17 protein-coding genes are annotated in these 19,711 nt (G+C 71.5%); 12 read left to right on the forward strand and 5 right to left on the reverse strand.

The window, feature by feature from the left end; translation table 11 throughout:
- Positions 1-24 precede the first annotated feature (24 nt).
- The 3 genes from ACFYY1_RS09440 to nudC all read left to right on the forward strand — a co-directional run bounded on the left by ACFYY1_RS09440 (position 25) and on the right by nudC (position 6,041).
- Positions 25-3,522 (forward strand): UvrD-helicase domain-containing protein, encoded by a 3,498-nt coding sequence (locus ACFYY1_RS09440; RefSeq protein ID WP_388582865.1) that lies wholly within the window; start codon positions 25-27, stop codon positions 3,520-3,522.
- 132 nt (positions 3,523-3,654) lie between these two features.
- Positions 3,655-5,049: a dipeptidase gene (locus ACFYY1_RS09445; RefSeq protein ID WP_388582866.1), complete on the forward strand. Its 1,395-nt coding sequence runs from the start codon at positions 3,655-3,657 to the stop codon at positions 5,047-5,049.
- Positions 5,050-5,093: 44 nt separating this feature from the next.
- Entirely contained in the window at positions 5,094-6,041 is a 948-nt protein-coding gene (nudC, locus tag ACFYY1_RS09450; protein ID WP_383714851.1) for an NAD(+) diphosphatase, read from the forward strand.
- Between the two features lie 75 nt (positions 6,042-6,116).
- Here the strand turns inward: nudC and ACFYY1_RS09455 are convergent, their stop codons facing one another.
- Complete coding sequence (locus ACFYY1_RS09455) at positions 6,117-6,371, reverse strand: mycoredoxin (protein ID WP_388582868.1); 255 nt, start codon at positions 6,369-6,371, stop codon at positions 6,117-6,119.
- A gap of 407 nt (positions 6,372-6,778) precedes the next feature.
- Here ACFYY1_RS09455 and ACFYY1_RS09460 point away from each other — a divergent pair, with 407 nt between their 5' ends.
- The 5 genes from ACFYY1_RS09460 to ACFYY1_RS09480 all read left to right on the forward strand — a co-directional run bounded on the left by ACFYY1_RS09460 (position 6,779) and on the right by ACFYY1_RS09480 (position 10,802).
- Positions 6,779-8,974 (forward strand): ATP-dependent DNA helicase UvrD2, encoded by a 2,196-nt coding sequence (locus ACFYY1_RS09460; RefSeq protein WP_388582870.1) that lies wholly within the window; start codon positions 6,779-6,781, stop codon positions 8,972-8,974.
- 165 nt (positions 8,975-9,139) lie between these two features.
- The gene (locus ACFYY1_RS09465) at positions 9,140-9,475 is read left to right on the forward strand and encodes a hypothetical protein (RefSeq protein WP_266729838.1); all 336 of its coding nucleotides are present in this window, start codon (positions 9,140-9,142) and stop codon (positions 9,473-9,475) included.
- 174 nt (positions 9,476-9,649) lie between these two features.
- Positions 9,650-10,018: a WhiB family transcriptional regulator gene (locus ACFYY1_RS09470; protein ID WP_124716511.1), complete on the forward strand. Its 369-nt coding sequence runs from the start codon at positions 9,650-9,652 to the stop codon at positions 10,016-10,018.
- 32 nt (positions 10,019-10,050) lie between these two features.
- The gene (locus tag ACFYY1_RS09475; protein ID WP_124717384.1) at positions 10,051-10,374 is read left to right on the forward strand and encodes a hypothetical protein; all 324 of its coding nucleotides are present in this window, start codon (positions 10,051-10,053) and stop codon (positions 10,372-10,374) included.
- 206 nt (positions 10,375-10,580) lie between these two features.
- Positions 10,581-10,802, forward strand: a complete 222-nt coding sequence (locus ACFYY1_RS09480; protein WP_388582873.1) for a hypothetical protein — start codon at positions 10,581-10,583, stop codon at positions 10,800-10,802.
- Positions 10,803-10,841: 39 nt separating this feature from the next.
- On the opposite strand, the gene ACFYY1_RS09485 is transcribed toward ACFYY1_RS09480, so the two are convergent.
- Complete coding sequence (locus ACFYY1_RS09485; RefSeq protein ID WP_388582874.1) at positions 10,842-12,251, reverse strand: ABC1 kinase family protein; 1,410 nt, start codon at positions 12,249-12,251, stop codon at positions 10,842-10,844.
- A gap of 41 nt (positions 12,252-12,292) precedes the next feature.
- Positions 12,293-13,438 (reverse strand): ThiF family adenylyltransferase, encoded by a 1,146-nt coding sequence (locus tag ACFYY1_RS09490; RefSeq protein ID WP_388582876.1) that lies wholly within the window; start codon positions 13,436-13,438, stop codon positions 12,293-12,295.
- A gap of 220 nt (positions 13,439-13,658) precedes the next feature.
- On the opposite strand from ACFYY1_RS09490, the gene ACFYY1_RS09495 reads away from it, so the two are divergent.
- The 4 genes from ACFYY1_RS09495 (at position 13,659) to ACFYY1_RS09510 (ending at position 17,491) form a co-directional block, all read left to right on the forward strand.
- On the forward strand, positions 13,659-14,282 hold the full coding sequence (locus ACFYY1_RS09495; protein WP_388582878.1) for a M48 family metallopeptidase: 624 nt from the start codon (positions 13,659-13,661) through the stop codon (positions 14,280-14,282).
- Between the two features lie 107 nt (positions 14,283-14,389).
- Complete coding sequence (locus tag ACFYY1_RS09500) at positions 14,390-16,027, forward strand: TerD family protein (protein WP_388582880.1); 1,638 nt, start codon at positions 14,390-14,392, stop codon at positions 16,025-16,027.
- Positions 16,028-16,038: 11 nt separating this feature from the next.
- Entirely contained in the window at positions 16,039-16,716 is a 678-nt protein-coding gene (locus ACFYY1_RS09505) for an AIM24 family protein (protein WP_388582881.1), read from the forward strand.
- A gap of 19 nt (positions 16,717-16,735) precedes the next feature.
- A complete protein-coding gene (locus tag ACFYY1_RS09510; protein ID WP_388582882.1) occupies positions 16,736-17,491 on the forward strand; it encodes an AIM24 family protein in 756 nt (251 codons plus the stop codon).
- A gap of 81 nt (positions 17,492-17,572) precedes the next feature.
- On the opposite strand, the gene ACFYY1_RS09515 is transcribed toward ACFYY1_RS09510, so the two are convergent.
- Both ACFYY1_RS09515 and ACFYY1_RS09520 read right to left on the reverse strand, forming a co-directional pair.
- On the reverse strand, positions 17,573-18,118 hold the full coding sequence (locus ACFYY1_RS09515) for an NUDIX hydrolase (RefSeq protein WP_388582883.1): 546 nt from the start codon (positions 18,116-18,118) through the stop codon (positions 17,573-17,575).
- Entirely contained in the window at positions 18,115-19,569 is a 1,455-nt protein-coding gene (locus ACFYY1_RS09520) for a zinc-dependent metalloprotease (RefSeq protein ID WP_388582885.1), read from the reverse strand. The genes ACFYY1_RS09515 and ACFYY1_RS09520 overlap by 4 nt, the downstream gene beginning before the upstream one ends.
- Positions 19,570-19,711: the final 142 nt, after the last annotated feature.

Here is a 19,711-nt window from a genome sequence, read left to right on the forward strand (position 1 = left end):
GTGCGTCCGGTTAGCCTTTCTGGGGTGTCCTCCCGTATCACCGATCCCGAGCAGCTCAAGGAGCTCCTCGGGATCCCGTTCACCCCGGAGCAGACGGCCTGCATCACCGCGCCGCCCGCCCCGCAGGTGATCGTGGCCGGAGCCGGGTCGGGGAAGACCACGGTGATGGCGGCCCGCGTGGTGTGGCTGGTGGGCACCGGCCAGGTCGCCCCCGAGCAGGTCCTCGGGCTCACGTTCACCAACAAGGCGGCCGGCGAGCTCGCCGAGCGCGTCCGCAAGGCCCTGATCGCGGCCGGCGTCACCGATCCCGACGCCATCGACCCGGACAACCCCCCGGGCGAGCCCAGCATCTCCACGTACCACGCGTTCGCCGGCCGGCTCCTGACCGAGCACGGTCTGCGCATCGGACTCGAACCCACCACCCGCCTCCTCGCCGACGCCACCCGCTACCAGCTCGCCGCCCGCGTGCTGCGCGAGGCCCCCGGCCCCTACCCGGCCCTGACCAGGTCGTTCCCCACCCTCGTCAGCGACCTGCTGGCGCTCGACGCCGAGCTCGCCGAACACCTCGTACGCCCCGAACAGCTCGCCGAGTACGACACCGGCCTCCTGCACACGCTCGAATCGGCCCGGCTCAGCAACGCCGAGCTGCGCAAGATCCCCGAGACCGCCGAGGCCCGCCGCGAGCTGCTCCAGCTGACCCGGCGCTACCGGGAGGCCAAGAAGAGCCGCGACCTCCTCGACTTCGGTGACCAGATCGCGCTCTCCGCCGAGCTGGCCCTCACCCGGCCGGAGGTCGGCGCGATCCTGCGCGACGAGTTCCGCGTCGTGCTGCTCGACGAGTACCAGGACACCTCCGTCGCCCAGCGCCTGCTGCTCTCCGCCCTCTTCGGCAGCGGCCCCGAGGGCCGGACCGGGCACGCCGTCACCGCCGTCGGCGACCCCTGCCAGGCGATCTACGGCTGGCGCGGCGCCTCCGTGGCCAACCTCGACGACTTCCCGCTCCACTTCCCGCACGCCGACGGCGCCCCCGCCACCCGCTACTCCCTCAGCGAGAACCGCCGCAGCGGCGGCCGGCTCCTGCACCTCGCCAACGGCCTCGCCGCGCCCCTGCGCGCCATGCACGAGGGCGTCGAGGCGCTGCGCCCGGCCCCCGGCGCCGAGCGCGACGGCATCGTGCGCTGCGCGCTCCTGCGCACCCACGCCGAGGAGATGGACTGGCTCGCCGACTCGATCGCCCACCTGGTGCGCAACGACAAGGCGCCCGGCGAGATCGCCGTCCTGTGCCGCACCGCGGGCGACTTCCCGGAGATCCAGGCCGCGCTGGTGGCCCGCGACATCCCGGTCGAGGTCGTCGGCCTGTCCGGGCTGCTGCACCTGCCCGAGGTCGCCGACCTCGTCGCGGTCTGCGAGGTGCTCCAGGACCCCGGCGCCAACGCCTCCCTGGTCCGGCTCCTCACCGGCCCCCGCTGGCGGATCGGCCCCCGCGACCTGGCCCTGCTCGGCCGCCGGGCCCGGCTCCTGGTCCACCGCGCGGCCCACGGCGACGACGAGGACTCCGACCCCGACCGGCGGCTCGCCGAGGCCGTCGAGGGCATCGACCCGGCCGAGGTGATCTCGCTCGCCGACGCCCTGGACACCTTCCTCGAATCGGGCGGCGAGGAGGACGACGGGCTGCCGTTCTCCACCGAGGCCCGGATCCGCTTCGCCCGCCTCGCCGCCGAACTGCGCGACCTGCGCCGCTCGCTGGCCGACCCGCTGATGGACGTGCTGCACCGGGTCCTCGCCACCACCGGCCTGGAGGTCGAGCTCTCCGCTTCGCCGCAGGCCCTGGCCGCCCGCCGTCGCGAGACCCTCGCCAATTTCCTCGATGTCGCGGCCCGCTTCGCAGCCGTCGACGGCGATGCCACCCTCCTCGCCTTCCTCGGCTTCCTGCGCACCGCCGTCCAGTACGAGAAGGGCCTGGACAACGCCCTGCCCGGCGGCGAGAACACCGTCAAGGTCCTCACCGCCCACAAGTCCAAGGGCCTGGAGTGGGACGTCGTCGCCGTGCCCGGCCTGGTCGCCGGCCAGTTCCCCAGCGGCCAGTCCCGCGACGCCTGGACCGCCCAGCCGAAGGTTCTCCCGCACGCCCTGCGCGGGGACCGGGCGACCCTCCCCGACGTCCCCTCCTGGGATGCCAAGGGGCTCAAGGCGTTCAAGGAGGAGATGAAGGAGCACCAGCACATCGAGGAGCTCCGCCTGGGATACGTCACCTTCACCAGACCCCGCACCCTGCTGCTCGGCTCCGGCCACTGGTGGGGCCCGTCCCAGAAGAAGCCGCGCGGCCCGTCCGGCTTCCTGCACGCGCTGTACGAGCACTGCGCGGCCGGACACGGCGAGATCGAGGTCTGGGCCGACGAACCGGCCGAGGACGAGGAGAACCCGGCGCTCGAAGGGCAGTCCGCCGACCAGGCGTGGCCGCTTCCCCTCGACGACACCGCGCTGACCCGCCGCAGGGCCGCCGCGGACACGGTGATGGCGCACCTGGAGGCCCTGGCCACGGCAGGGGGCGTGCCGGACGCGTACGAGGCGCTGCCCGCCGCCCCGGAGCCGTACGACGACGAGGTGTTCCCCGACGAGACGTTCCCCGACGAGCTGTTCCCCGACGAGGCGGTCCCCGACGAGGCCGACGACTGGGACGCACTGTCCACGGAACGTCCCCAGGCCCCCCGCCCTGCCCCCGCCCCGCACGTCCCCGCCGCCCGTACCCCCGAGCCCCCCGGGGAACACCACCCCGGGGAACACCACCCCGACGAGCACCCTCCCGGGGAACACCACCCCCGGGCGCACCGTCTCACCCCCGAGGAAGCCCGCACCCTCGCCTCCTGGGACCGCGACCTCGATGCCCTCGCCGGCGAGCTGCGCCGCGCCCGCGCCACCGTGCGCGACGTCCTCGTACCCGCGTCGCTCTCCGCCACCCAGCTGCTGCGCCTGGCCGACGACCCCGACGGCTTCGCCCAGGAGCTGGCCCGCCCGATGCCGAGGCCACCGCAGCCGGCGGCCCGCCGGGGCACCCGTTTCCACGCCTGGGTGGAGTCCCGCTTCGAGGAGCTGCCGCTGCCCATGCTCGGCCCCGACGAGCTGCCCGGCGGCGACGAGAGCGACGCCGAGATCGCCGACGAGCGCGACCTCGCCGCACTCAAGGAGGCCTTCGAGCGCACCCCGTACGCCCGCCGCACCCCGTACCGCGTCGAGACGCCGTTCCAGATCACCCTGGCCGGCCGGATCGTCCGGGGCCGCATCGACGCGGTGTACCGCACCGGGGACACCTACGAGATCGTCGACTGGAAGACCACCCGCACCAACACCGCCGACCCCCTCCAGCTCGCGATCTACCGCCTGGCCTGGGCGGAACTGCACGACCTGCCGCTCACCGACGTCACCGCCACGTTCCTGTACGTGCGCAGCGGCGAGACCGTCCACCCCACCCGCCTCCCGGGCCGGGCGGAGCTGGAACGGATCCTGCTGGACGAGAGCCCCTAGGCATGTGTGTCCCGGGACGTCGGTGGCACGCGTGCCGGGTGCTCGAACGGGCGAGGCCCCGCACAGCGCGGGGCGAGGGCCCCGTACCGCGGGCGGGAAGACCCTGCTGGGCGAGGCATTAGGCTCAAGGCCATGAGCGACACCCCGGACAGCGCCGTCCGTACGTACACCGAGCAGCACCGCACAGCCTTCCTGGACGACCTCGCCGCCTGGCTGCGCATCCCGTCCGTATCCGCCCAGCCGGAGCACGACGCAGACGTACGGCGCAGCGCCGAGTGGCTGTCCGCCAAGCTCAAGGAGACCGGCTTCCCGGTCACCGAGATCTGGGAGACGCCCGGCGCCCCGGCGGTCTACGCCCACTGGCCGTCCGAGGACCCGGACGCCCCGACCGTCCTCGTCTACGGCCACCACGACGTGCAGCCCGCCGCCCGCGAGGACGGCTGGGACACCGACCCGTTCGAGCCGGTGATCCGCGACGGCCGCATGTACGGGCGGGGCGCCGCCGACGACAAGGGGCAGGTGTTCTTCCACACCCTCGGCGTCCGGGCCCACCTCGCCGCCACCGGCCGCACCGCCCCCGCCGTCGGCCTCAAGCTCCTGATCGAGGGGGAGGAGGAGTCCGGCTCGCCGAACTTCCGGGCCCTGGTCGAGGAGCGGGCCGAGCGGCTCGCCGCCGACGCGGTGATCGTCTCCGACACCGGCATGTGGGACGAGTCGACCCCCACGGTCTGCACCGGCATGCGCGGCCTCGCCGAGTGCGAGATCGAGCTGTACGGCCCCGAGCAGGACATCCACTCCGGCTCGTTCGGCGGCGCGGTCCCCAACCCGGCGACCGCCGTCGCCCGGCTCGTCGCCGCACTGCACGACGCGGACGGCCGGGTCGCGATCCCCGGTTTCTACGACGGTGTGGCCGAACTCACCGACACCGAGCGCGCGCTCTTCGCGGAGCTGCCCTTCGACGAGGCCACCTGGCTGCGCACCGCCAGATCCGGCGCGGCGTCGGGCGAGGCCGGCTACTCCACGCTCGAACGCATCTGGGCCCGCCCCACTGCCGAGGTCAACGGCATCGGCGGCGGCTACCAGGGCGCCGGAAGCAAGACCATCATCCCGTCCTCCGCCCTGGTGAAGCTCAGCTTCCGGCTGGTCGCGGGCCAGGACCCCGACCGCATCCAGCAGGTGGTCCGGGCCTGGGCCGAGGCACAGGTCCCGGCCGGTGTCGGGCACCGCATCACCTTCGCCCCGGCCACCCGCCCCTGCCTGACACCGCTGGACCACCCCGCCCTGCAGGCCGTGGCCCGCGCCATGGGCCGGGCCTTCGGTCAGAAGATCCTCTTCACCCGCGAAGGGGGCTCGGGACCCGCCGCCGACCTCCAGGACGTGCTGGGCGCGCCCGTCCTCTTCCTGGGCATCTCCGTACCGTCCGACGGCTGGCACGCCCCCAACGAGAAGGTCGAGCTCGGCCTCCTGTTCAAGGGTGTGGAGACGACCGCGCACCTCTGGGGCGAGCTGGCCGCCGCACCCCGCTGAATCCTCTGAACACCCGATCCATCCCGGGGGAGTAGGAAGCACCTGTGAGCACCTTCGACAACGCCACCGCAGACCGGCCCATCGGTCTCACCGCGCCCAGCGGCATCGACCGCGCCGCGCACCACCGCCTCGACGAGGCATGGCTGTCCGCCGCGTGGAGCCACCCGACCACCCGCGTGTTCGTCGTCTCCGGCGGCCAGGTGCTGATCGACGACACCGCCGACGGCGGTACCGAGATCGTCATGACCCCGGCCTTCGAGGCCCCGGTCACCGAGACCCACCGCTACTTCCTGGGCACCGACGAGGACGGCGTCAGCTACTTCGCGCTCCAGAAGGACTCCCTGCCCGGCCGCATGGACCAGCCGGCCCGCCCGGCCGGACTGCGTGAAGCCGGTCTGCTGCTCGGCCCGCGCGACGCGGGCCTGATGGTGCACGCGGTGGCCCTGGAGAACTGGCAGCGCCTGCACCGCTTCTGCTCCCGCTGCGGCGAACGCACGGTCATCGCGGCGGCCGGCCACATCCGCCGCTGCCCGGCCTGCGGCGCCGAGCACTACCCGCGCACCGACCCCGCGGTGATCATGCTGGTGACCGACGACCAGGACCGTGCCCTGCTGGGCCGCCAGGTGCACTGGCCCGAGGGCCGCTTCTCGACGCTCGCGGGATTCGTCGAGCCCGGGGAGTCGATCGAGCAGTCCGTGGCGCGCGAGGTGTTCGAGGAGGCGGGGGTCACGGTCGGCGAGGTCGAGTACATCGCCAGCCAGCCCTGGCCGTTCCCGTCGAGCCTGATGCTCGGTTTCATGGCACGGGCCACCTCGTCCGAGATCGATGTGGACGGCGAGGAGATCGAGGAGGCCCGCTGGTTCTCCCGCGAGGACCTGAAGGCCGCCTTCGAATCGGGCGAGATCCTGCCCCCGTTCGGCATCTCGATCGCGGCGCGCCTGATCGAACTCTGGTACGGCAAGCCGCTCCCGAAGCCGGGCAGCGTCGGCTGACCCCGGACCCGTACGGGAACGCCCCCTCCGGTGCTCGACCGGAGGGGGCGTCCTCGCACTGCGGGAGAGGCGGGATCAGGCGGCGAGCGCCTGCTTCACCTGGGCCAGGGACGGGTTCGTCATGACGGCCTCGGCACCCGTGGAACCGACCACGAGGACGGTGGGAACGGTCTGGTTGCCCCCGTTGGCCTTCTCGACGAAGGCCGCGGACTGCGGGTCCTGCTCGATGTTGATCTCGGTGTACGCGATGCCCTCACGGTCCATCTGGCTCTTGAGCCGGCGGCAGTAGCCGCACCACGTGGTGCTGTACATCGTCACAGTGCCCGACATGTCCTCGGTGCTCCTCTGTCTCGTCTGTCTCATGTCTCGTCTGTCTCATCCGTCATGTCCCGCATGCGGAGAAGCTGGACCGTGCGTCACCGCACGGAGAGGGAACGTACGCGAGGCAACCACCATTCCCACAGCCGGGCCGTATCAGCCAGGCCGTATCAGCCAGGGCGCATCAACCGGTCCCCACCAACCGGTCCCCCTCGGCCGGTCCCCGCCAACCGGTCCCCCTCGGCCGGTCCCCGCCAACCGGTCCCCCTCGGCCGGTCCCCGCCAACCGGTCCCCGCCAACCGGTCCCCGCCAACCGGTCCCCGCCATCCGGACCAGCCGGACCGCATTAGTACGACGGATACAGCTCCCCTGTGGACAACCTCCGCGTCCGCCTCTCCCGACCTGGCAGCATGGCGGGGTGACATCAGCAACGCATTCCTCCCTCTTCCCACAGGTCCCCGAGTCGGCCGACGCCGTGCTCGACGGCCTGGACCCCGAGCAGCGCGAGGTCGCCACGGCCCTGCACGGCCCGGTGTGTGTGCTGGCCGGAGCCGGTACGGGCAAGACGCGTGCGATCACCCATCGCATCGCCTACGGGGTGCGCGCCGGGATACTCCAGCCGACGAGTGTGCTTGCCGTCACGTTCACCAACAGAGCCGCCGGCGAGATGCGCGGACGGCTGCGCCAGCTCGGCGCGGGAGGAGTCCAGGCCCGGACGTTCCACTCCGCCGCCCTGCGCCAGCTCCAGTACTTCTGGCCGAAAGCGGTCGGTGGCGACCTTCCCCGGCTGCTGGAACGGAAGGTCCAGCTGGTCGCCGAGGCCGCGGCCCGCTGCCGCATCCGGCTCGACCGCAACGAGCTGCGGGACGTCACCAGCGAGATCGAGTGGTCCAAGGTCACCCAGACCGTGCCCGGCGACTATCCGGCCGTGGTCGCGAAGACCCAGCGCGACGCCCCGCGCGATCCGGCCGAGATCTCCCAGATCTACGCGACGTACGAGGAGCTGAAGCGCGACCGCTCGGTGATCGACTTCGAGGACGTGCTGCTCCTCACCGTCGCCATCCTCCAGGACCGCCACGACATCGCCGACCACGTCCGCCGCCAGTACCAGCACTTCGTCGTCGACGAGTACCAGGACGTCAGCCCGCTCCAGCAGCGGCTGCTGGACCTCTGGCTCGGCGACCGGGACACCCTGTGCGTCGTCGGTGACGCCAGCCAGACGATCTACTCCTTCACCGGAGCCACCCCCGACCACCTGCTGAACTTCCGCACCCGCCACCCCAACGCGACGGTGGTCAAGCTGGTCCGGGACTACCGTTCCACCCCCCAGGTCGTCCACCTGGCCAACGGGCTGCTCAGCCAGGCCCGCGGCCGCGCCGCCGAGCACCGGCTCGAACTGGTCTCGCAGCGCGAGCCCGGCCCCGAGCCCGCCTACACGGAGTACGCGGACGAGCCCTCGGAGGCCGAGGGCACCGCCCGCCGGATCCGCGATCTGATCGTCGCGGGAGTCCCGGCCGGCGAGATCGCCGTGCTCTACCGGGTCAACTCCCAGTCCGAGGTCTACGAGCAGGCCCTGGCGGACGCGGGGGTGCCGTACCAGCTGCGGGGCGCGGAGCGGTTCTTCGAACGGGCGGAGGTGCGGGAGGCCGGAGTCGCCCTGCGCGGCGCCGCCCGCGCCGGGGGCAACGACTCCCTGCTCGACGACGCGGAGGGGCTGCCCGCCGAAGTGCGCGCGGTGCTCTCCACCAAGGGATGGACCCAGGAACCCCCCGCGGGTTCGGGAGCGGTGCGCGACCGCTGGGAGTCGCTGGCAGCCCTGGTCCGGCTCGCCGAGGACTTCGAGCGGGCCAGGCCGGGCGCCACCCTCTCCGACCTGGTGGCGGAGCTCGACGAGCGGGCCGCCGCCCAGCACGCCCCCACGGTCCAGGGGGTCACCCTCGCCTCGCTCCACTCCGCGAAGGGCCTGGAGTGGGACGCCGTGTTCCTGGTCGGTCTGACCGAGGGCATGATGCCGATCGCCTACGCCAAGACCGACGAGCAGATCGAGGAGGAGCGCAGACTGCTGTACGTCGGTGTCACCCGGGCCCGCCTCCACCTCTCGCTGTCGTGGTCGCTCTCCCGCTCGCCCGGCGGCCGCGCCGGACGACGCCCGAGCCGGTTCCTCAACGGCCTGCGTCCGGGCTCGGTGCCGCTCGGCACGCGCGGCACGGCCGGTGGCGGCGGGATCGAGCGGGGCCCGGCGGGACCGGTCGCCAAGCGCGGCCGTCGCGGCCCCGCCCGGTGCCGGGTCTGCGGCAAGACACTCACCGACGCCGGCGAGATGAAACTGATGCGCTGCGAGGACTGCCCCTCCGACATGGACGAGGCGCTGTACGAGCGGCTGCGCGACTGGCGGGCGGTCAGGGCGAAGGAGATCGGGCAGCCCGCGTTCTGTGTGTTCACGGACAAGACACTGATGGCCATCGCCGAGGCCGTACCGGGCAGCGAGGGCGAACTGGCAGTGATCTCCGGTGTCGGCGCGCGGAAGTTGGGCCGGTTCGGGACCGCCGTCCTGGCCATTTGCGCAGGTGAGACGGTGGAAGAAGTACTCGGGCAGGCGGCCGGCGAGAGCTGAGAAAAACTCGTCGAAAAAATAGTTTGCGCCCGCCCCAGTCGTCACCATAGGTTCTTAACCACGGGAACAGCGACTTCTCTGAAGCCCTGGCCCTGTGCTGTACTTATCCGAATACGTAGGACCGGCCCGCCGGTCCGCCCGAGACGCCGAGAGGAGGCGATTGAAGTGATCAGCATCATCGAGACCAACAAAATGACCGATCTTTCGGTCGTCTCCGCCTGCTCGCTCGGCCTCGCCTGCTCTTCCGAGTCCTCGCTCCGTGGCACCGGTCTGTCCGGCATTTCTGTCGCCCGTCCGCTGTCCCCTGCGAGCCTCCCCGTGCGGGAGCGCAATGAGCGACCGGCTCAGGCACCGGCAGCAGCAGTAGCGAAGGGACAGGCCCAGGCCTATGCCTTTGCGGCCGTCGGTGCGGGAGCGGAATCCGGCGCCAAGAAGCAGACGATGCACCACCACACGATGTGGGCCTTCCGTGGGCCTGAACCCTGGAGTGATCCAGCCTGATTCACCATCAGGCCGGCGCCTTCAGGGCCGCGGAACCCCACTCGGGATCCGCGGCCCTTTTGTTTTGTCCGAACGGACGAGACAGCGCGAAGGAGCCTCGGGACAAGCAACACCCGGTACCAGCCGCCACCCGGCCAACCAGGCCGGAACGACCAGACGAGGACACCACCCACCGTGCAACTCGAAGCGCACGCCCCGTCCGTACCGCCTTCCGACACGATCCCGCCGCCCGGCCTCACGGAGGACTCCACCTTGTTCCCCCTCACCGCGCTCACCGCGCTCGACGACGCCATCGAGAACCTCGGCGTGCCCGTCCCGTGCCGCTCCTATGACCCGGAGGTCTTCTTCGCGGAGTCGCCCGCCGACGTCGAGTACGCCAAGTCCCTCTGCCGCACCTGCCCGCTCGTCGAGGCCTGCCTCGCCGGCGCCAAGGAGCGTCGGGAGCCGTGGGGCGTCTGGGGCGGTGAGCTCTTCATCCAGGGCGTCGTCGTCGCTCGCAAGCGGCCGCGTGGTCGTCCGCGCAAGAACCCGGTCGCGGCGTGATCGCCGGACTGGGGGCCACGGCCCCCAAGCCCATGAAGCGCATCGGCACCATCGACCGTCCCCACACCCACGATCCCCGAAATCAGGCAGCAATGTCCGTCCCCACCAACGAGCCCGTCGGCTCCGCAACACCGAACGTCACGATCATCGGCGCGAACGACTCGCGTCAGAACAGGACCCGCGAAATGCAACTCATCCCAGAAGCCCTGGCTCGTGCTCATATGCACGACCGCATGAGAGAGGCCGATACGGAGCGTCAGGCGGTACGCCTGGTCAACGCACGCCGTATGCAGCGCCGGGCCGAGCGCGCTTCGATGCGCGCCCGCCGCGCGCTGGCCATGGCGGTCATGCACTAGCAGGGCCGCACCACCAGCACCACCTGCAGCATCCGCCGCCGAGCAGCCGCTCTCTGCCCGGCAGCAACCAGTACCCACAGTCAGTACCCCTTCCGCGGGGCCGGTCCGCAACGGACCGGCCCCGCGGTCGTGCCGCGGTGGTCGTGCCGTGCGGCGGTGCTGTGTGGTGCCGCGCGGCACGGCGGCTGCGGAGTTATCGTCACGAGGTGGACGAGGAGACCCATCACCGGATTCAGCGACCCGCGCAGAACGAGAGCGACGCCGCGGTCGTCACCTGCGCCCTGTGCGGTAACTCCGCCGACGGTGACACCGCACCGCCGACCTGGATCTGTTCCGTGGAGAACGGCAGGCGCCAGTACTTCTGCGAAGAGTGCGCCCGCACCAACATCAGGGCGATCGAGAGCCGGCTGGACTCGGCCTGGTGGTGACCGGCCCGGCGCCAACGCGTTCAGCCGCGGTGCCCCGGCCTACGCCCCCAAGGTCGCGTCGCCCGCCAACTCCTGCACCTCGATCTCCTGCACCTCGGTCTCCTCCTCGTCCTCCAGGAGGAAACCCGGGAGCCAGGATTCGAGCTCGTCGCGCAGCCGTACCGTGGCATTCAGCTGGCACAGCACCCCGATCGTGCTCAACGTCACCCGGTGTATCAGCAGATAGGCGGGCGGCAGATTCAGCTGCTTGCCGAGCTGATGAGCGGGGGAGCGGGGATCCGCGATCCGCGCCGCCTGATTGCGCATCCAGCTCCGGGTGAACGTGAACTCCTCCACCTGAGCCGGCTCGATGATCGGGAGGAGATAGTCGAGCACCGCGTCCGGGTCGAGGTCGATCGTGTCCTTGACGAACCCCTCCTCGCGCAACAGCTCGTACACCGCCTCCGCCTCACCCGCCAGCGTCAGCCGCAGGGAGTCCCCGATGGTCTGCGGCAGACCGCCCGGCAGCCGGTCCACCGTCCCGAAGTCCAGCACTCCGAGCCGCCACTGCCCGTCCTCGCCGGTCTCCTCGTCCGGGGGCAGCAGCCGGAAGTTGCCCGGGTGCGGGTCCGCGTGCAGCAGACCGGTGCGCGCGGGCCCCGAGAAGAGGAAGCGGGCCAGCAACTGGCCGGCCCGGTCCCGCTGCTCCGAAGTGCCCTCCGAGATCACGTCGGACAGCGGAACACCGTCCATCCACTCCGTCACCAGCACCTGGTCCGACTGGTGCACCACACCGGGGATCACGACATCCGGGTCGTCCGCGAACTCCTCGGCGTGGTCCTGCTGCGACCACGCCTCCTGTTCGTAGTCCAGCTCCTCCGAGACCCGGTCACGCAGCTCGGTGATGAGCGGTTTGATGTCCATCCCGGGAACCAACGGGCCGAGCAGGCGGGCGAATCGGCTGAGCTGGGTCAGATCCGAGAGCAGCGCCTGACCGGCGCCCGGATACTGCACCTTCACCGCGACGTTCCGTCCGTCGTGCCACACCGCCCGGTGCACCTGGCCGATCGACGCGGCGGCCGACGGCTTGTCCTCGAATTCGAGGAACAACTCCCGCCAGTCCTCTCCGAGCCGCTCCTCCAGCACCGCGTGGACGGTATCGCTGGGCATGGGCGGCGCGGCTTCCTGGAGCTTGGTGAGCGCCGCCCGGTATGGTCCGGCGACCTCCTCGGGCAGCGCCGACTCGAAGACGGACAGGGCCTGTCCCAGTTTCATCGCCCCGCCCTTCAGCTCGCCCAGGACCTTGAACAACTGGTCCGCGGTGCGCTGCTGCACCTCCCGGGCGACCAGCTCCGCCGATCTCCCGCCGATCCGCTTGCCCAGACCCCACGTCGCACGGCCGGCGAAGCCCAGGGGCAGGGCGGCCAACTTGGCGGTACGGGTGACCGCTTTCCGGGGTAGATCAGACATGAGCCCCTCCAAATCCCAGACTGCCGTACCGCGTGCGGCGGTTACCCGGCCATTGTGTCCTGCATCGCTCCGGTCCCGGAGGAGCCCTCCCGGTCAGTGTGCCCAGCCGCTCCACAGGAACAGCCGAGGTGCGCGCCCAAGCGCTCGGCCCGCCAGTCCAACAGCGGCAGCGCGGCCTCCCAGCGGGTCCCCGTGCTCGCGGGCAGTTCCCCGTCCAGGAAGGACAGTGCGTGGGCGGCCGCGAGCCCCGCGACCGCCGTCGCCAGGCCCAGGTCACAGGCCTGAACGGCGGTGCGTCGTCCGGACTGCCACTGGGACAGCATCCTGGTCCAGTCCGTGTCCCGATCCGCGCGGTCCAGCGCCAGGCACCCGGCGCAGGCTGTGCCCCCGGGCAGGACCAGGGGCCCGACGACCCCCGTCGCCTCCAGCACTCCGGCGTAGAGATGCGGAGTCCCCGAAGCGATCCACGGCTCGGCCGTACGGGGGTCGGGGACGTATGCCGAGAAACCGTCGCGAGGGGCCACCACGATCAGCGACAGCCCCGGCTCGCCACCGGCCGGGGACCCCGCCGTCTCCGCCGTGCGGGGAGCCGGACCCGCGGCGGATCTGCGCACCAACTGCCGGGCGGCGGTGTCCCTGCGCTCCCCGACGGACGCCGGCGGAAGCCCGCCGGGCGACACGTCGCACGGCTCGGTGTGCCCGCCGTCCAGGACCTCCACCCGGCCGACCCCGGACCCGGACAGCACCGCCGCGATCGCGGCACCGACCCGCCCGGCACCCCGCACCTGGACCCGCATCGCCCGACGGGCCGCCAGCCGCCGCATCCCGCCTCCCGGTTCGGGATGGACGACGGAGAGCGACGCCAGATCCGGGCGGTGCCGGTCCAGGGCGCCGGGCCGGTTCCGTAACGCATCGGCCTCCGGGCCGGCGGCGCGCACATCGTCGATCAGTCCCGCGCTCGCCAATCGACGGACCAAGGTGTCCACTTGATGTTCCGACAGATCCAGCGTGCGGGCCTCCTCGCGCAGCAGTGGCAGGCCGCGTGTTCCGTCGAGCAGTTCCAGAAAACTGCCCGTGGCGATATCCAGCGGGCCGAACTTCACGGCATGGGCGCGCGTCACGCCGAATTGCACGGTGCCCCGGCCGCGCCACGCGCGGCGCAGTGCGGGCTTCAACATCGGATGCACGACTACCCCCGGTCTGTGTTCCTTGATCCCTGTGCGCGGGCCGCCGCACGGGATCTTCGCGAGATCCGTTGTCAGAATGCAGGCAGGCGTCGAAGCGTGCGGAAAGTTATCCACAGGCATGGGGTATTAGTCGTTCAAATGGTGCATGCCGTGGAGTGGATCAAGCGTGAACAGTCCCGGAGGCGGGACTTCCCCCGCTGTCACCGGGTAACGTCGTGGCGTGCCCGCCGACCCGTCACCCGGAATCGCCGGGGAGACCCCCACGCGCAGCGCCGGAACCCAGCAGCGCAGCGCGGCGGACCGTCCGCCCCGCGCCTCGGCAACGAGCGCGGTCGAGGTCCGCAGGAGCAATCGCCGCAGCAGAACGGTCTCCGCGTACCGGGAGGGCGACCGCACGATCGTGCTCATCCCGGCCCGGATGTCGGAGGCCGAGGAGCGGCGCTGGGTGGACGTGATGCTCGACAAGCTCGCGGCGCAGGAGAGCAGACGCGTCTTCGGCGACAGCGAACTCGCCGAGCGGGCCGAGCGGTTGTCCGCCCAGTACTTCGAGGGCCGGGCCAGGCCCGCCTCGGTGCGGTGGGTGACCAATCAGAACACCCGCTGGGGGTCCTGCACCCCGGCGGAGGGCAGCATCCGTCTGTCGCACCGCTTGCAGGGCATGCCCGAGTACGTCGTCGACTACGTACTGGTCCATGAGCTGGCCCATCTGCTCGTGCCCGGTCACGGTCCGCGCTTCTGGCGGCTGCTGGAGGCGTATCCCCGTACCGAGCGGGCACGCGGCTACCTGGAGGGTGTGGTGGCGGCCGACCGGCTGCCCCATCTGCCCGCCGCGCGTGGTGAGTGACGTCCACCGATTCTGTACCGGGTGTGTACCGGCTTAGCCCGATGCCGGACTTTGCGGTTAGCCTGGCGCGACGCATTCACATTCGGGATGGGGGACGGTCGTTACGCATGGCCAGGGAATTCCAACGCGGCCACAAGGCCAAGATCAGCGATCTCACGCCGGGGACGGATCTGTACGTAGGTGTGCAGATCGCCGGTCAGGGACTGACCTTTGACATCAGCTGCTTCGGCCTCGATGCCAATGAGCAGCTCTCCGACGACCGGTATTTCATCTTCTTCAATCAGCCTAAATCGCCCGAGGAGTCCATTCAGCTCCTCGGCGCCCAGGCCGGTGACACCGAGTCGTTCCGCGTCACCCTGGACCGCATTCCGGCGAACATCCACAAGCTGTCGTTCACCGCGACGGTCGACGGGGCCGGACAGATGTCCCAGATCGGCCCCGGATACATCCGGATCGTCGCGGGTGGCGAGGAAGTCGTCAGGTACGCCTTCAACGGTTCGGAGTTCACCACCGAGCGTGCGGTGATGCTGGGCGACTTCTATCTGAAGGACGTGTGGCGGTTCGCCGCGGTCGGCCAGGGCTTCGACGGCGGCCTCGAAGCGCTGCTGAAGAACTTCGGCGGCGAGGTCGCCGAGGAGGAGCCCGCCGCGCCCCAGCCGCAGGCGGCGGCACCGTCGTTCGCCCCGCCCGCCCAGGCCGCCGCACCGGCCCCCGCCCCGTCCTTCGGAGCCCCGGCCGCGCCCCAGGCGCCGCAGCCGGCCCCGTCCTTCGGAGCCCCGCCGGCCCCGGCGCCGGCTCCCACGCCGCAGCAGCAGATGCACGCCGCGCCGACCATGGCGGCGCCGCTGGCACCGCTGGGCGGCACGGTGCCGCCGCCCGCCCCCGCCCCCGCTCCGTACGGGCAGCCGCCGCAGCAGCCGCAGTTCGGGCAGATCCCCGGCCAGGTTCCCCCCGCCGCTCCGTACGGCCAGCAGCCCGCCGCCCCTTACGGCCAGCAGGCCCCGGCCCCGTACGGCCAGCAGCCGCCCGGGATGCAGCCGCCCGGTATGCCCCAGGGTGTGCCGCAAGGCGTTCCGCAGACCGGTGCCGGTCTCCAGGCGGCGCTCCAGCCGTACAAGGAGGCGCCCACCGGCCAGCGCTGGACCCCGCAGAACCAGCAGCTCATGCGGGTCGACCTCACCATGGGCGGTACGCCCGTGCTCGCCCGCCAGGGCAGCATGGTGATGTACCAGGGCAAGGTCGACTTCGGCTACAAGGGCGCCGGTTTCGCCGGCCGCATGGTGGGCAACGCCACCGGCCAGGAAATGCAGCTGATGCGCTGCACCGGCCGCGGCCAGGTCTTCCTCGCCGAGGACGGCTCCCATCTGCACGCCATCGAGCTCACGGGCGACGGCATCTGCGTCTCGGCGGAGAACGTCCTCGCCTTCGACGAGTCGCTGCAGCACGAGGTCCGCAGGATCGAGGGCCACGGCATCCCCGGCGGCGCCCTGTTCACCATGCAGTTCCAGGGCACCGGCACGGTCGTCGTCAAGACCCACGGAGTCCCCGTCGTCCTGCCCGTCACGCCGACCACCTTCGCCGACTGCAACGCCGTCGTGGCCTGGTCGGCAGCGTCCCAGGTGATCCTCTCCAGCCAGGTCCGGCTGCGCCGCAACGCGTACCCGGGACACAGCGGGGAGACCGTGAACCTCCAGTTCCGGGGCGCGCCCGGCAACTTCATCGTCGTCCAGCCCTACGAGGTCTGAGGGAGCCCGTCATGAACCAGCTCGCGGGCTACGCCCCGACACCCGTCACGGCCCGTATGGAGAACCACGGCCGCACGATGCTCAAGGTCGCCATGGCCACCGGTCAGGACCTCTACGCACGTACCGGCTCGATGGTCGCGTACGAGGGCTTCATCCAGTACGAACCCAACCCGCCCGCCGTCCGCCAGATCGCCTCCCAGTGGGTCACCGGCGAGGGCGCACCGATCATGAAGTGCTCCGGCGACGGACTGCTCTACCTCGCCGACTACGGCGCCGACGTGGTCGTCATCAACCTCAACAACGACTCCCTCTCGGTCAACGGCACCAATGTCCTCGCCTTCGACGGTCATCTCACCTGGGGCGTGGAGCGGGTCAAGGGCCTCGCCAAGTTCGCCGGCCAGGGCCTGTGGAACGTCTGCATCTCGGGCACCGGCTGGGTCGCCATCACCTCGCGCGGCACACCGATCGTCGTCGACTGCGGACGCGGCGAGGACGAGACCTACGTCGACCCGGACGCCCTCGTGGCGTGGTCCCCGAACCTCAAGGTGAAGGGCAAGCGCAGCTTCAAGGCCTCCTCGCTCATCGGGCGGGGCAGCGGCGAGGCGTACCAGATGGCGTTCTCCGGCCAGGGCATCGTCGTCGTACAGCCGAGCGAGGACAGTACCGACCGCCTGCGGATCCGGAACTGACGGGGGAGGAGAACACACCATGCAGAGTCCGCTTTTCAGCTACACGGAACAGCAGTCCCAGGACCGGTACACCATCCAGAACCCGCAGCTCCTGCGGGTCTCGCTGACCGGCCACGACGACGTCCTCGCCCGCAAGGGCGCCATGGTCGCGTACCAGGGCCTGATGGAGTTCGACGGCGAGTACCAGTCGCACGGACAGCGCCGCGCCCGCGCGAACACCGGTGAGGGCCTGGACCTGATGCGCTGCTCCGGGCAGGGCACCGTCTACCTCGCCAACCTCGCGCAGTACATCCACGTCGTGGACGTCGACCACGACGGCATCACGGTGGACAGTGCCTACGTCCTGGCGCTGGACTCCTCGCTGCACACCGAGGTCATCGCGGTGGACAGCCAGTACGGCATCTCGGGCACCGGGAAGTACCAGCTCAACATCTCCGGCACCGGCAAGGTCGCGCTGATGACCTCGGGCCAGCCGCTGATGATGCAGGTCACGCCGGACAAGTACGTCAACGCCGACGCCGACGCGATCGTCGCCTGGTCCAGCTCGCTGCGGGTGCAGATGCAGGCCCAGACGCACTCCTCGGGCGTCTGGCGGCGGCGCGGGAACACCGGCGAGGGCTGGGAGCTCAGCTTCCTCGGCCAGGGCTTCGCCCTGGTGCAGCCGAGCGAGGTGCTGCCCCCGCAGAACCACGAGATCGGCCAGGGCGTCCGGGCCCAGTACGGCATGGGCCAGCAGGGCGCCCACGGTCAGAACCAGAACAACGCCTGGAACTGAGCCACCGCGCACCGGCACGCGCGACACGGGTGAGGGGCGGTCTCCGCGGAGACCGCCCCTCACCCGTGTCGCAGGTGGTGCCTAGCGGCGCCGCTCCAGCTCGGCGCGGGTCCGCTCCAGCAGCCGTACGACCGATGCGTCGGCCACCGACGCGACCTCGTCGTAGGGGAACCAGCGCAGGTCCAGCGACTCCTCGCTGATCTGCTCCGTCGCGCCCGCGGGCGCCAGCGCCGCGTACTGCACGTCCAGGTGCCAGTGGCAGGGCGCGGGGATCGGGTGGCGGTCCAGCGTCACCGGGCCGCCCGCGAGGAGGGTCAGGCCGGTGATGCCGGACTCCTCGGTCGCCTCCCGCAGCGCCGCCGCGGCGAGCGACGCGTCCTGCGGCTCGCAGTGACCGCCCATCTGGAGCCACATCCGCAGCTTGCGGTGGAGGGTGAGCAGCACCCGGCCGCGCGCCGGGTCGACGACCAGCGCGCTGGCCGTCAGGTGGCCCGCCTCGCAGGCCTTCCACATGCCGTCGGGGTGCTGTGCCAGATGGTCGAGATAGCCCTGGCGCAGCTCACCCTGGACCGGGTCCGGGTTCTCGTACCCCTTCAGTACGAGAACGGCGTCGTCGTACAGGCTCACTGGTCGGTGTCGCCCTTGCCGTCGTCCTCGCGGCTCCCGGTCCCGTCGGTGCCGGGCGTGTCCTTGTCGTCCGTGGCGGGGCCCTGCGGGCCCTTCGCGGCCTCGCCGAGCATCTTGTCCAGCTCGGAGAAGTCCAGCTGCTCGTGGTGCACGAAGCCGTCCGGATCGTCCAGGTCCTGGGCCGTGGGCAGCATGTCGGGGTGCGCCCACAGGGCGTCGCGCCCGTCCAGACCGCGTGCGTCGGTGAGCGAGGCCCACAGGCGCGAGGCGTCACGCAGCCGTCGCGGGCGCAGTTGCAGACCGATGAGCGTGGCGAAGGTCTGCTCGGCGGGGCCGCCGGACGCGCGGCGCCGGCGCATCGTCTCGCGCAGCGCGTCCGCCGAGGTCAGACGGGACTTCGCGGCCTCGTGGACCACGGCGTCGACCCAGCCCTCCACCAGCGCGAGAGCCGTCTCCAGACGGGCCAGGGCGGCCTTCTGCTCCGGCGTGTCCTCCGGCTGGAACATGCCCTGCTGAAGGGCGTCCTGGAGCTGCTCGGGCTGCGACGGGTCGAACTGGCCGACCACGTCCTCCAGCTTGCTGGTGTCGACCTTGATGCCGCGCGCGTATCCCTCGACGGCGCCGAACAGATGCGAGCGCAGCCACGGGACGTGGGCGAAGAGGCGCTGGTGCGCGGCCTCGCGCAGGGCGAGATACAGCCGCACCTCGTCCTGCGGCACGCTGAGGTCCTTGCCGAACCGCTCCACGTTCAGCGGCAGCAGGGCGGCCTTGCCCGCCGGGCCCAGTGGCAGGCCGATGTCGGTCGAACCGACCACCTCGCCCGCCAGCACGCCGACGGCCTGCCCGATCTGCTGGCCGAACATGGCGCCGCCCATCGACCGCATCATGCCGATCAGCGGGCCGGCCATCGCCTGCATCTCCTCGGGCAGCACGTCGCCCATCGCGAGACCGACGCGCTCCGCCACCGGGTCGACCAGCTTCTGCCAGGCCGGAAGGGACGCCTCCACCCACTCCGCACGGCTCCACGCCACGGTCGAGACCGAACCGGAGGGCAGCGACGTCACGCCGTCCAGCCAGAGGTCGGCCAGGCGCAGCGCCTCGTCCACCGCGGACCGCTCGGACGGGCCGACGCTGGCGTCCTTCGTGCCGTCCGGCGTGCCCTGCGAGACCGTCTGGCGGGCGATCTGCTTGGCCATGTCCCAGTTCACGGGACCGCCCTCGTAGCTCAGCATCTGGCCGAGCTGCTGGAAGGCGGCGCCCAGGTCATTGGGGTTCATCGAGCCGAACATCGCCGCGAACGGGTTGTCCCCGCCCGCGCCGGGGCCGAAGCCGAACGGGTTCGCCGGCCCGCCCGAGCCCTGCCCACCTCCGGTGGGGTCCTTCTTCTTGCCCTCGTCGCCGTTCTCCGGCTCCTCCGGCGGAAGGCCGAATCCGAATGGGGTGTCACTCACGGGTTTCCTCGGCTCGTAGGGCCGCCGGCTCGAACCGACGGCGACTGCCCGACATCACCATCCAGCGTAGACACCAAAACCCCGCGCAGGGCCTCAGTGCTCCGCCGGCTCCCGGCCTGCGGCAGGATGGACGCCACCTGGT

The sequence above is a fragment of the Streptomyces sp. NPDC001890 genome, assembly GCF_042891445.1.
Classification (GTDB): Bacteria; Actinomycetota; Actinomycetes; order Streptomycetales; family Streptomycetaceae; genus Streptomyces.

What these genes read in the sequence shown, in the direction of transcription:
- ACFYY1_RS09445 (WP_388582866.1), top strand. Translation starts at nt 3,655, where the DNA reads ATGAGCGACACCCCGGACAGCGCCGTCCGTACGTACACCGAGCAGCAC.
- ACFYY1_RS09455 (WP_388582868.1), bottom strand. Translation starts at nt 6,371, where the DNA reads ATGTCGGGCACTGTGACGATGTACAGCACCACGTGGTGCGGCTACTGC.
- ACFYY1_RS09475 (WP_124717384.1), top strand. Translation starts at nt 10,051, where the DNA reads ATGAAGCGCATCGGCACCATCGACCGTCCCCACACCCACGATCCCCGA.
- ACFYY1_RS09485 (WP_388582874.1), bottom strand. Translation starts at nt 12,251, where the DNA reads ATGTCTGATCTACCCCGGAAAGCGGTCACCCGTACCGCCAAGTTGGCC.
- ACFYY1_RS09500 (WP_388582880.1), top strand. Translation starts at nt 14,390, where the DNA reads ATGGCCAGGGAATTCCAACGCGGCCACAAGGCCAAGATCAGCGATCTC.
- ACFYY1_RS09505 (WP_388582881.1), top strand. Translation starts at nt 16,039, where the DNA reads ATGAACCAGCTCGCGGGCTACGCCCCGACACCCGTCACGGCCCGTATG.
- ACFYY1_RS09510 (WP_388582882.1), top strand. Translation starts at nt 16,736, where the DNA reads ATGCAGAGTCCGCTTTTCAGCTACACGGAACAGCAGTCCCAGGACCGG.